General features: G+C 70.8%; 11 protein-coding genes and 1 rRNA gene. 7 read left to right on the top strand and 5 right to left on the bottom strand.

What is annotated here, in order from left to right:
* Window positions 1-236: 236 nt before the first annotated feature.
* Together FED44_RS35050 and FED44_RS35045 are read left to right on the top strand one after the other, a co-directional pair.
* Entirely contained in the window at window positions 237-1,046 is an 810-nt protein-coding gene (locus FED44_RS35050; RefSeq protein WP_138463356.1) for a serine/threonine-protein kinase, read from the top strand.
* Window positions 1,047-1,061: 15 nt separating this feature from the next.
* Entirely contained in the window at window positions 1,062-1,541 is a 480-nt protein-coding gene (locus FED44_RS35045; protein ID WP_138463355.1) for a hypothetical protein, read from the top strand.
* A gap of 87 nt (window positions 1,542-1,628) precedes the next feature.
* Here the strand turns inward: FED44_RS35045 and FED44_RS35040 are convergent, their stop codons facing one another.
* The 3 genes from FED44_RS35040 to FED44_RS35030 all read right to left on the bottom strand — a co-directional run bounded on the left by FED44_RS35040 (window position 1,629) and on the right by FED44_RS35030 (window position 5,941).
* A complete protein-coding gene (locus FED44_RS35040; protein WP_138463354.1) occupies window positions 1,629-3,122 on the bottom strand; it encodes a CoA-acylating methylmalonate-semialdehyde dehydrogenase in 1,494 nt (497 codons plus the stop codon).
* Window positions 3,109-4,404, bottom strand: coding sequence for an aspartate aminotransferase family protein (locus tag FED44_RS35035; protein ID WP_138463353.1), 1,296 nt, complete (start codon window positions 4,402-4,404; stop codon window positions 3,109-3,111). The genes FED44_RS35040 and FED44_RS35035 overlap by 14 nt, the downstream gene beginning before the upstream one ends.
* A 67-nt stretch (window positions 4,405-4,471) precedes the next feature.
* Window positions 4,472-5,941: an MFS transporter gene (locus FED44_RS35030; protein WP_138463352.1), complete on the bottom strand. Its 1,470-nt coding sequence runs from the start codon at window positions 5,939-5,941 to the stop codon at window positions 4,472-4,474.
* A gap of 83 nt (window positions 5,942-6,024) precedes the next feature.
* Between FED44_RS35030 and FED44_RS35025 the strand changes: the two genes are divergently transcribed.
* The 4 genes from FED44_RS35025 to FED44_RS35010 all read left to right on the top strand — a co-directional run bounded on the left by FED44_RS35025 (window position 6,025) and on the right by FED44_RS35010 (window position 10,472).
* On the top strand, window positions 6,025-6,744 hold the full coding sequence (locus tag FED44_RS35025) for a TetR/AcrR family transcriptional regulator C-terminal domain-containing protein (RefSeq protein ID WP_138463351.1): 720 nt from the start codon (window positions 6,025-6,027) through the stop codon (window positions 6,742-6,744).
* 67 nt (window positions 6,745-6,811) lie between these two features.
* A complete protein-coding gene (locus FED44_RS35020; RefSeq protein ID WP_138463350.1) occupies window positions 6,812-8,452 on the top strand; it encodes a PucR family transcriptional regulator in 1,641 nt (546 codons plus the stop codon).
* A 150-nt stretch (window positions 8,453-8,602) separates the two neighbouring features.
* The gene (locus FED44_RS35015) at window positions 8,603-8,827 is read left to right on the top strand and encodes a hypothetical protein (RefSeq protein WP_138463349.1); all 225 of its coding nucleotides are present in this window, start codon (window positions 8,603-8,605) and stop codon (window positions 8,825-8,827) included.
* Window positions 8,828-9,002: 175 nt separating this feature from the next.
* Window positions 9,003-10,472 carry a phosphodiester glycosidase family protein gene (locus tag FED44_RS35010; protein ID WP_138463348.1) on the top strand — a complete coding sequence of 490 codons (1,470 nt, stop codon included), beginning with the start codon at window positions 9,003-9,005 and terminating at the stop codon, window positions 10,470-10,472.
* A gap of 15 nt (window positions 10,473-10,487) precedes the next feature.
* Here the strand turns inward: FED44_RS35010 and FED44_RS35005 are convergent, their stop codons facing one another.
* On the bottom strand, window positions 10,488-11,405 hold the full coding sequence (locus FED44_RS35005) for a phenylalanine 4-monooxygenase (RefSeq protein ID WP_244302535.1): 918 nt from the start codon (window positions 11,403-11,405) through the stop codon (window positions 10,488-10,490).
* Window positions 11,406-11,509: 104 nt separating this feature from the next.
* Here FED44_RS35005 and FED44_RS35000 point away from each other — a divergent pair, with 104 nt between their 5' ends.
* Window positions 11,510-11,983: an Lrp/AsnC family transcriptional regulator gene (locus tag FED44_RS35000; protein ID WP_111699293.1), complete on the top strand. Its 474-nt coding sequence runs from the start codon at window positions 11,510-11,512 to the stop codon at window positions 11,981-11,983.
* Window positions 11,984-12,061: 78 nt separating this feature from the next.
* On the opposite strand, the gene rrf is transcribed toward FED44_RS35000, so the two are convergent.
* A 5S ribosomal RNA gene (gene rrf, locus FED44_RS38650) occupies window positions 12,062-12,135 on the bottom strand; the annotation flags it as partial.

Here is a 12,135-nt window from a genome sequence, read left to right as displayed (position 1 = left end):
CCCCAGGGAAGAGACGGACGTCCCGAGCCTACTGGCCCGGCCCCCCGGGACGGCCCGGGGAACGGCCCGCGCCCGCGCGGGCCGCGGGCGACGGCGGCGCGCCACGCCGCGTACCATCGCCCGCACAAGGCCGCTCAATCGCCCGCCTTGATCGCCCGCGTGGGATATCACGGGATCGCCCGCCGCGTCGCGTACACAATCTGTCGCGCTCGGCTGAGCGACGGTATCTTCCCTGAATGGCGACAGAGCCCGGATATGTCGTGGCGGACAGATACCGCCTTCTCGCCGTCCTCGGGCGTGGCGGCATGGGCACGGTCTGGCGCGGCCTTGACGAACGACTCGGCCGGACCGTGGCGCTCAAGCAGATCCATCCTCCGGATTCCCTCGCCACCGCCGAGATCTCGATGCTCCGGCTGCGCATGGAGCGGGAAGCACAGGCGATGGCCCGCATTCGCCATCCTGGTGTCGTGACCGTCTACGACGTGGTCAATCATGACGATGATCCCTGGATCGTCATGGAGTACGTGCCCGCGCGGTCTCTCGACCATGTCGTCCGGGACGCCGGCCCCATGGAACCGGATCGAGCGGCGACGATGGGCCTGGAAATTCTGGAGGCTCTCGACGCCATTCACCGATGCGGGATCCTGCATCGCGACGTGAAGCCGAGCAATGTCCTGATCACCGCCGATGGACGGGCCGTCCTGACCGATTTCGGCATCGCCACCTTCGAGGGCGCCCACACACTCACCCGGGCGGGCGAATTCATGGGGTCGCCCGCATATCTGGCCCCCGAGATCGCCCAGGGCCGGCAGGCGAGCGTGGGATCAGACCTGTGGTCATTCGGCGCGACCCTCTACTACGCCCTGGAAGGGCAGGCGCCGTACGCACGGGAGAGTTTCATCGCCACCTTGGCGGCGCTCCTCACCAAGCCACCTCGCCCACCGGCACGAGCGGGAGACCTGACCGCACTCGTCACCGGACTCCTGCAACGCCGCCGGAGGGCACGTCGCGCGTGCTTCCGCTCGTACGGCCTGTCGGCGCGGTGAGGGAAGTGATGGAACGTGACCAGATGGACAGCCGCTCTGCCGGCCGCCGCGACGGCGGCGATCACACTGACCGCCGCTCTTCCGGCGGTGGCCGCCACACCGCTGCCGCGGGCGACGGGACAGGCGCACAGCGCGCGCGGCAAAGCGGTCAACCTCCGGCTGACGGAGCGGACCCGGCACCAGCTCGCCGACGCCTTCTACAAGCAGTACTACGGGCAGGGCCATCCCGGCACCCGCGGCAGGGTGGACGGACCGAAGCACGTCTACTACGGGAAGATCAGGGGAGCCTCCGCCGCGAAGGACGTTTACTGGGCCATCGGCAGCGTCGGGGTCAAGGGTGACCCGGTGAGCTATCAGGACGGGCCGCACATCTGGCGCAAGCGCGGTAACCATGGCTGGGAGTACCGCGGCGACACCGGCGGCTGTGTGGAGGGGGGCGTGCCGAAAGCTCTGCTGCAGCTCTGGCGCTTCCCCGCATGCGGCTTCCCGGCCTGATCTCCCGGTAGCGGGTTCCGCGCATCGGTCAGGCGGTCGCCCACCGGCCGCGCCCGGACAGGCCGGGCGTGGTCCACGGTGCGGATCTCAGCCGTTGGTGGGGAATCCCAGGTTCACCCCGCCGTGGGAGGGGTCGAGCCACCGGGAGGTTACGACCTTGCCCCGGGTGTAGAAGTGGACCCCCTCGGTGCCGTGCACGTGCGTGTCGCCGAACAGCGAGGCCTTCCAGCCGCCGAAGCTGTAGAACGCCATCGGCACCGGGATCGGCACGTTGATGCCGACCATGCCGACCTCCACCTCGTTCTGGAAGCGCCGGGCCGCGCCGCCGTCGTTGGTGAAGATCGCCGTGCCGTTGCCGTACTCGCCGGTGTTGATCAGCTCCAGTCCCTCCTCGTACGAGCGGACCCGCACGATCGACAGCACCGGACCGAAGATCTCCTCGCGGTGCACGCGGGAGTTCGGCGGCACGTGGTCGAGCACGGTGGGGCCGAGCCAGAAGCCGTTCCCCCGGTCCCCGCGCACCGGGGTCTCCCGGCCGTCGACCACGAGCTTGGCCCCCTCCTCGACGCCGAGGTCGAGGTACGACTCCACCTTGTCGCGGTGCGCCGCGGTGACCAGCGGGCCCATCTGCGACTCGGGGTCGGTGCCGGGGCCGACGGTCAGGTCGCGCACCCGCGACACGATCTTCTCGACCAGGGCGTCGCCGACCGGGTCGACGGCGAGCACCACGGAGATCGCCATGCACCGCTCCCCCGCCGAGCCGAAGCCCGCCGAGGCGGCCGAGTCGGCGACCAGGTCGAGATCGGCGTCGGGCAGCACGAGCATGTGGTTCTTGGCGCCGCCGAGGGCCTGCACCCGCTTGCCGTGGGCCGTCCCGGTCTCGTACACGTACCTGGCGATCGGTGTGGAGCCGACGAACGACACCGCCCGTACGGCCGGATGCTCCAGCAGCCGGTCGACCGCGACCTTGTCGCCCTGGACGACGTTGAACACGCCGTCCGGCAGCCCCGCCCGCCGCCAGAGGTCGGCCATGAGCAGCGACGCCGAGGGGTCGCGCTCCGAGGGCTTGAGCACGAACGTGTTCCCGCAGGCGATGGCCACCGGGAACATCCACATCGGCACCATGGCCGGGAAGTTGAACGGAGTGATGCCCGCGACCACCCCGAGCGGCTGGCGGATCGAGTAGGAGTCGACGCGGGTCGAGACGTTCTCCGAGTAGCCGCCCTTGAGCAGGTGGGGAATGCCGCAGGCGAACTCCACGACCTCCAGGCCGCGGGCCACCTCGCCCAGCGCGTCGGAGTGGACCTTGCCGTGCTCGGCGGTGATCAGCGCGGCCAGTTCGTCGCGGTGCGCGTCCATCAGCTCGCGGAACCGGAACAGCACCTGCGTGCGCTTGACCAGCGAGGCGTCCCGCCAGGCGGGGAAGGCCCGCGCGGCCGCGTCCACGGCCGCGTCGACCTCCTCGACGGAGGCGAGCGCCACCTGGCCGCTCACCTCGCCCGTCGCCGGATCGAACAGCTGGGCCGTACGGGCGCCCTCGCCGGTGAGGACGCCTCCGATCCAGTGGTCAACGTGCTTCATCGTCGACGGTCTCCAGAGCGGTGACGAGGATGCCCAGGCCCTCGCGGGCCTCGTCCTCGGTGAGGGTGAGCGGCGGGGCCATGCGCAGGGTGCTCCCGTACAGGCCGCCCTTGCCGGCGAGCAGGCCGAGCTTCTTGGTCTCCTCCATGAAGCGGGCGGCCAGCGCGGGGCCCGGCGCTCCGGTGGCGGGGTCGACCAGGTCGACGGCGAACATCAGGCCGCGGCCCCGGACGTCGCCCACGACGGACAGCCGCCCGGCCGCCTCGCGCAGCCCGGAGATCAGGATGTCGCCGGTGCGCGCCGCGTTGGCCTGCAGATCGTGGTCGAGCACGTAGTCGAGCGTCGCGTTGGCCGCCGCCATCGAGATCGGGTTGCCGCCGAAGGTCGACAGGCCGATGGCGTGCGGGCCGTCCATGAGGTCGCCGCGCGCGACGACGCCGCCGACCGCGAAGCCGTTGCCGAGCCCCTTGGCGAAGGTCATCATGTCCGGCGTCATGCCGTGGTTGTGGATGCCGAAGAACGCCGAGCCCGTACGGCCCCAGCCGGTCTGCACCTCGTCGCTGACGAACAGGATGCCTTCCTCGTCGAGGACCTCCTTGTACGCGGCGAACAGCCCGTCGGGGGCCGCGGTGAAGCCGCCCACGCCCTGGATGGGCTCGGCGATCAGCGCGGCGACGTTCCCGGCGACGGCGGTGGCGAGCACGTGGCGCAGGTCGTCCACGCAGGCGGCGATGTAGTCGGCGTCCGACATGCCGCGGAACTGCGTGAGGTGGCGGTCGGCGCCGTGCAGGAAGTGCACGTTGAGCGGCGACAGCGAGTTGTTCTTCCAGGCGCGGTTGGAGGTGATGCTGATCGCGCCGAACGACCGGCCGTGGTAGCTCTGCCGCATCGCGAGCACCTGGTCGGAGCCGCGGGCGTAGGTGGCCAGCAGCAGGGCCGTCTCGTTGGCCTCGGTGCCGGAGTTGGTGAAGAAGACCTTGGCGTCCGGGATGCCCGACAGGCGGGCGATCTTCTCGGCCAGCTCGACCTGGGTCCGGAGGAGGTACAGCGTCGAGGTGTGGACGACGCCGGTGGCGAGCTGGCGCTCGACGGCCTCCCGCACCTCGGGCACGTCGTACCCGATCATGTTGGTCAGGATCCCGGCGAAGAAGTCGAGGTAGCTCTTCCCGTCCGCGTCGACGACCCGGTTCCCCTTGCCGCCGACGATCTCGATGGGCTCGTTGTAGTAGAGGGCCATCCAGCTGGGCATGACCGCGCGATGGCGCGCGAGAAGATCCGACATGTACTGAGTATCCCGGCTGACGGGCGGAGGCTCACCCGTCAGCCTGTCGGGACAATCCGAAATCCGCTTACACAGTGCCTGCCGTCACCGGTTCCGCGCCGGCGGCGGGAGCGGCGGCCTTCCGGCGCAGGACCAGCAGCGCGACCAGGGCCGCCGCGAGAGAGCAGCCCGCCCCGACCCACGAGCCCGCGGACATCGCCGACACGAACGCCGCACGTCCGGCGGCGGCCACCGAGGGATCGCCCAGGGTCACCGCGGCGCCGATCGACTCGCGCGCCGCCGCCGGAGCCGATGCCGGCATGGCCGAGGTGTAGGCCGCGGCGAGCACGCTGCCGAGCACCGCCACGCTCAGCGCCATACCGACCTGCTGCACCGTGTCGTTGAGCGCCGAGCCCACCCCGGCGTGGTCGGGGGGCACCGCGCCCATCAGCGTGGCGTACGCCGCCGGGCCGGCCAGTCCGCCGCCGACCCCCATCACCAGCAGGCCGGCGATCATCGTGCCGTACCCGTCGGTGAGCGTGGACAGCAGCGCGAACCCGGCGGCCATCACGACGAGGCCCGCGACGATCAGCGTCCGGTTGCTCACCTTCTTGCCGAGCGCCGCGCCCAGGCCGTTGAAGAGCGCCGCCGCCACGACGTACGGCAGCAGCGCGAACCCGGCGGTCAGCGGGTCGTAGCCGAGGACGAACTGCAGATACTGCGTGAGGGCCAGCATCAGCGCCCCCGCCCCGAACGACAGCAGCACGACGGAGAAGCACGCGCCGCTGAACGAGCGGTCGCGGAACAGGCCGAGCGGCAGCATCGGGTGCGGGTTGCGGCGCTCCCACAGCACGAACGCCGCCAGGGCGAGCGCCGAGACCACGACGACCACCGGGTCGAGGCGGCCTCCCGGCGCCGAGATGACGGCCCAGACCAGGCCGCCCATCCCCGCGACGGACAGGATCACGCCGAGCGGGTCCGCCCGCCGCGCGACGCCGTACGTCTCGGGCATGAGCGTGACGGCGGCGACGATCGCCAGGATCGCGATCGGCACGTTGAGCAGGAAGACCGATCCCCAGTAGTAGTGCCGGAGCAGGAACCCGCCGAGCGTGGGACCGGCGACGACGCCCACCATGGCGACAGAACTCCACACCGCGATGGCCTTGCGCCGCTCGCTCTCGTCGAAGACGGTGATCAGGATCGACAGGGTGGACGGCATGACGCAGGAGCCGCCGACGCCCATGAGCGCGCGGGCCCCCACGAGCTGCCAGGGCTCGGTGGCCAGGGTGGCGGCCAGCGAGGCTCCGCCGAAGAACGCCAGGCCGATCACGAGCATCCGCCGCCTGCCGTACCGGTCGGACAGGCTGCCCGCGGTGAGCAGCAGCCCCGCGAAGACCAGGACGTACGCGTCGATGATCCACTGCACGTCCTGCGGGGTGGCGCCGAGATCGCGCATGAGCGACGGGATCGCGAGGTTGAGCACGGTGTTGTCCACGACCAGAGTCAGCAGGCTCAGGCACAGGACCCCGAGGATCCACCATCGGCGAGGATGGGACATGTCTATCTCCTCGTACAGTGTGCGAGTTGTCTCGCACACTGTACGACTGCATCGAACACCGTGCGAGCGAATATCGTGGGGCCGTGTCACCGAAGCCGTTCTCCTCCGTCTGGACCCGCGAGCGCAGGGGAACGCGCGAGCAGGGCCTCAGCCGCGACCAGATCGTCCGCGCGGCCGTGGAGCTGCTCGACGCCGAGGGCCTCGACGCGCTCAGCATGCGCAAGCTGGGCGCCCGCCTGGGCGCCGGGGCGACCAGCCTCTACTGGCACGTGGCGAACAAGGACGAGCTGATCGAGCTGGTCATGGACGAGGTCTACGCCGCCGTCGTGCTGCCGGAGGACGCGGACTGGCGGGAGACCACCAGAGTCTTCGCGTACGGCATGCGGGGGGCGGTCTTCGCCCACCCCTGGAGCGCCGGCCTGATCGGGGTGGTCCCCGCGCTCGGGCCGAACGCGCTCACCGCCGCCGACCGGCTGATGGGCGCGTTCGTCCGCGCCGGCTTCCAGGGCGTCGACGTGGACTACGCCTGCACGGCCGTCGTGTCGTACACGCTCGGCGCCACGATTCCCGAGGTCGCCTTCCTCGGCACGCTGGAGAACTCCGGTCAGAGCGTCGCCGACCTGCAGGCCGCGGTCGACCCGATCCTGATGAAGGCCGTGGCCGACCGGCCCAACCTGCTGGAGCGCTTCAGCAGCTACAGCAACATGGCCTACGACCCCCTCGTCGCCCGCCGGCTCGCCTTCGAGTTCGGGCTGACCGCCCTGCTCGACGGGCTGGACAGGCACAGGACGGACGGCTCCTGACACCGGGCCCGCATACTGTCATGTTCGGGCGGGTCATCCTTACATAATGATCAGGTAGCCTCGGACCATGCTCCCCACGGTCGCCGACGTGCTCGCCCTGGACACGGTGCGGCGCGGCAAACCCCGGGTGGTGGCGGGCGGCGACCGGCTCGACACCCGGGTCCGCTGGGTGCACGTCGGCGAGGTCCACGACATCGCGCATCTGCTGCGCGGCGGCGAACTCGTCCTCACGACCGGGGTGGCGCTGCCGGAAGAACCCGGCAGTCTGGCCGACTACGTCGGCGAACTGGCCGAGGTGGGCGCCTCCGGCCTCATCGTGGAACTCGGCCGCCGGTTCGTCCGCGAGCTGCCGGCCGCGGTGGTCAGGGCCGCGGAGGAGCACGGGCTGCCGCTCGTCACGCTGGCCCGCGAGACGCCCTTCGTGCAGATCACCGAGTCGGTCCACGCGCGGATCATCGACGACCAGCTCCAGGAGCTCCGGGCCTCGGAGCAGCTGCACGAGGTCTTCACCGAGCTGTCGGTCGAGGGCGCCTCCCCGGGGGAGGTGCTGAACCAGGTCGTCCGGTTCTCCGGCCGCCCGGCGTTACTGGAGAACCTCGCCCACCAGGTGCTGGCCTGCGACGCCGCCGGAGGCGACACCGGCACCGTGCTGGCCAACTGGGAGGCCAGGTCGCGCGCGGTCATGCCGTCCGAGCGGACCGCCTACGACGCCGCCGCCGGATGGCTGGTGACGATGGTCGGGGCCCGGGGCCAGGACTGGGGACGGCTCATCCTGCTGTGCGACGGCCCGCCCGGCCCCCGCGACATCGTGCTCGCCGAACGCGCCGCGACCACCCTCGCGCTCAGCCGCCTGCTGGAGCGGCACCAGGAGTCCCTGGAGCGGCAGGCGCACGGCACGATACTCACCGGCATCCTCACCCACGCCTACGCCGACCCCGACGAGGCCGCCGCGCGGGCCCGCGCCGTCGGCGTCCCGCTCACCGGCCGCCGGCTGGTGAGCGCCGTCATCCGCCTGGCCTCCCCGGCCGGCCCGGCCCCGGTCGGCACTGTCCCGGCCGGCACCGCGCTGGGTGAGCAGGCGAGGCTCGGCGAACTGGCCGAGGCCGGCGCCGCCGCCTGCCGCGAGGCCAGGCTGCCCGCGCTGGTGGGGGCGCTCGACCAGAGCAGCGTGGGAGTGCTGCTGCCGCTGCCGCCCCGTACGGCCGCCGAGACGGCGCTCGGCGCGCTGGCCGAGCGCCTGCGGGCCGGGTTCGTCACCCCGTTCGTGCTCGCGGCCGGCTCCGTCGTGGAATCGATCAAGGACGTACGGCGCAGCTTCCTGGAGGCCGAGCAGGTCGCCGAGGTCGCGGTGCGCCAGCCCGACGGGCGGCCGTTCTACCGCCTGCCCGATCTGCGGCTGCGCGGGCTGCTGCACCTGCTGCGGGACGACGCGCGGCTCCAGACCTTCGCCGAACGCGAACTCGGCACCCTGCTCGCCCACGACGCGCAGCGGCACGGCGACCTGACCAGGATCCTGCGCGTCTACCTCGACTCGGGCCGCAACAAGGCGGTGGCCGCGCAGAGGGCCCACCTGTCCCGGCCCGCCTTCTACGACCGGCTGCGGCGGCTGGAGCGCGTCCTCGACACCGACCTCGACGACGTCGAGTCGTGCCTGTCGCTGCACGTCGCGCTGCTGGCCCTGGAGACCTTCCGCCGCGAAGGCGGCTGAGCGCGATCCGGCCACACCGGCCCGCGGTGGATAACTGCCCGTGGAGATGCCACAACCGAAGCGTAGGTATGTCGTCCCGCGTGTAAGACTTCGCATCCGCTACTGTTCGCGCACTCGCGATCACGCAGCGAATCGTGCTTATCTCGAAGCGTGCCCACGACGAACGAACCCCGAATCAGCCCGGCCGTGGTGGTACGGGCCCTGTCCGCGCGTTTCCCCGGCTGGACCATCTGGTGGGGCCAGGCCACCACGCACTACTGGGGCATGTTCCGGCGGCCCGACGGGCTGCTCGTCCACATCGAGGCCCGCTCCGCGCAGGAGTTCGTCCAGCGGGCCCGGGAGATGGACACCCGCGCCTCCCGAGGTCCCGCGTAACGCAGGCGGACGCCTTCGCGAAATTTCGGGCCTAATGTTCCTTTGGTCCGATTTTCTCGGACGGCGCCGACGGCTTCACGTCGCAATTTGATGCCCTTTGGCGCGTTCGCCTCCACATCGGGCGTCAGCCTCGCCACGATGGTCCCGTAAGGATCACCAATGGGGAGTAAACCGCATGAGACGCCGCCTGATCGCCGGGGCCGCAGTACTGGCCCTGACGACGACCATCCCTCCGGCCCCGGCAGCCGCCGAACCCGTCGCCGGTCTGCCGACGACGAGCTTCCCCCTCGGCGCGCCAGGGATACCGAAGTCGGCGGCGAAGAGCCTCGGGCCCGGCATCAGCTACTTCACGCTCCGGCACGGCAGCACGAAGGACGGGTACACGGTCAGCGTCGTCGTTGCGGGCAAGGACTTCATGTCCGAGTCCAACGCGCAGGCCCAGGCCGAGGCCGTGCAGGCCGCCGGGTTCACCCCCACGGTGGTGAAGTTCACCCGGCCCGCGGTGGCCGACTTCCCCGCCGGCGACTACTACATGGTCCGCGTCGGCGGCTGGCCGCTCAGCCAGAAGGCCGAGGCCGCCAAGGTCGTCAAGCAGCTCAAGGACGCCGGCGTGAACACGAAGGTGGACTTCCAGGGCGACGACGGCTTCGTCACGACCGGCCCCTGGAGCGTGCGGGTCATCGTGGTCGATCCCCGCACCTTCCGCGGCTCCTACCGGTCCTCGGTGGGCACGAGCGTCGCGAAACGGGAGAAGGTCTCGGCGATGGCCACCGCCGCCAAGGCCGTGGCGGCGGTGAACGGCGGATTCTTCGACATCCACACGCTCCCCGCCTTCCGCGGCGACCCCACCGGCATCTCGGTCGTGGGCGGCAAACTGCTCAGCGAGGCGGTCCCCGGCCGCGTCGGCCTGGTCCTGAAGGGCCGTACGGCCCGGGTCACCGAGTTGTCCTCCTCCGTGGTCGCCCGCGCGGCCGACGGGGCGACCGTCCAGGTGACCGGCCTCAACCGGGTTCCGCAGCCGGACGAGGTCGTCCTCTACACCGAGGAACTCGGGCGGGAGACCCCGAAGGACGACGGGATCGAGGCCGTCCTCGACGCGACGGGCAAGGTGCTGGCCCTCCGCGACGCCGGCGGCAAGGTCACCCGTGGCATGCGGGTCCTGCACGGCGTCGGAGCGGGCGCCGACTGGCTGTCGGAGCACGTGACCGAGGAAACGACGATCAAGGTCACGACGCGGGTCACCGACCTGCGGACGAAGAAGGCCGTCCCGCTGACGCCGGAGACGAACATCATCGGCGGCGCGGTGGGCCTGGTCCGCGGGGGCAGGACGACGATCACCCCAGGCCGGGACGGCATGGCCAACACGAACATGATCCTGCGCCGTCACCCCCGGACGCTCGCCGGCGTGACCCGCAACGGCAAGCTCGTCATCGCGGTCGTGGACGGCCGCGATCCCGGCGGCACGATCGGCGCGTCGTTCTTCGAGGCGGCCGAGCTCATGCGCTGGCTCGGGGCGCGCGACGCGATCAACCTGGACGGCGGCGGGTCGAGCGCCATGGTCATCGGCAAGAAGGTCGTCAACCACCCGTCCGACGGCGTGGAGCGGGGAGTCGGCGACGCCCTGCTGATCGTCGGCGCGTCCTGAGCTTGGGACGAGCCCTTACGGCCGGCGCCCGGACAGGAGGCGGGTGACGGCGTCGTCGTCGCAGGTGTCCCAGAACGTCCCGACGGTGTCTTCGAGGTGGTCGAACGAGGCCGCCTCGAAGAGCACCTCCTGATACTTGGTGATGTCGTACTTTGTGGTGCCCATCGCGGCGAGGTCGAGCGGCCGGATGTCCATCCCGCGGAACTCCTCGATCTCGCCGTACGAGCTCAGCAGCCCCGCGCCGTACGCCCTGAGCTCGCCGTCCTCCCGCATGACGCCGAACTCCAGCGTGAACCAGAACACCTTGGAGACGAACTCCAGCGCCTCGGTGGTCTCCATCCGCCGCGCCGCCCGCCCGGCCGCCCGGTACAGCTCCGCGAACCGGGGCGAGGCGAGGGTGTTGCCGTGGCCGATCACCTCGTGGATGACGTCCGGTTCCGGCGTGTAGAAGGGCACCGAGTGGTGCCGGATGTACTGCGTGGAGTGGAACAGGCCGTCGGCCAGCACGCCGTAGAACTCACGGAGCGGCACCAGCCCGGCGGCGGGCAGGTAGCGGAATCCGGTGAGCGGATGGAGGAGGTCGCTGACCTCCTGAAGCTGCGGGATGCGGTGCTCGGGCAGCCCGAGCCGCTCCGCCGCGCGGAGAAACTCGCGCACCGCGTACTTGTGGTGCTTGACCGCCAGTTCCTTGGTGACGAGCGCCCACACGTGGTGCTCCTCGTCGGTGTACTCGGCGACGGGAATCGGGTCGCCGGGAGTGTGGCCGAGCGCCAGCGCCGCGATCGCGTTGCGCCGCTCCCGGTAGACCTGGTCCGCGAACCCCGGGTGGCTGGTGGCCAGCTCGACGACGACGGAACCGTCATCCTTCGTCGCCACCGGAGCGAAATACTGCGCTTCCTCGAACATACTTCTATATGACAGCAAGTCACCCATGCAGTGGCAAGAGTGACCAGTTGTAGTGGGCGAATCGCCCAAAAATGATCGTTCCTGCAGCGTCGCACTGGTCGAATCGCCCACTCCGGGCGTACCCTCGGCGCATGCTCGACGCGCTCGACAGCCGGCTGCTGACCACCATGCGGGCCCATCCCCGCATCGGGCTCACCGAACTGGCCCGCCTGCTCGGCGTAGCCCGGGGCACCGTGCAGGCGCGCGTGGAGAAGCTGACCGCGCGTGGAGTGATCACGGACTTCGGCCCCGCCATCGCGACCGAGGAGATCGGTTATCCCATCCTCGCCTTCGCCTCCCTGCAGATCGCGCAGGGCCGGCTGACGGAGGCGGTGCACACGCTGGCCGAGATCCCGGAGATCCTGGAGGTGTACGGGACGAGCGGGCAGGCCGATCTGCTGTGCCGGGTGGTCGCCCACAGCACACCGCACCTACAGGAGATCATCGCCCGGATCCTGGCCTCCCCGGCCGTCCGGCGGTCGGACACGACGATCGCCCTGTCGACCCAGATCCCCTACCGCGTCGAACCTCTGCTGAAGGCCGCGGTCAGGCCGGACACACCGTGACGGCTGGCCCAGAGAAAAGGCTCGGGGGCACAAAAAAAGGGGGGTCATCCCATACGGGATGACCCCCCTCAAAAAATTGTCCGGCGGCGTCCTACTCTCCCACACCGTCCCCGGTGCAGTACCATCGGCGCTGGTAGGCTTAACTTCCGGGT

This window comes from Microbispora triticiradicis, assembly GCF_005864065.1.
In the GTDB taxonomy this organism is placed as follows: domain Bacteria; phylum Actinomycetota; class Actinomycetes; order Streptosporangiales; family Streptosporangiaceae; genus Microbispora; species Microbispora triticiradicis.
This window is presented reverse-complemented; position numbering and strand designations above follow the sequence as displayed.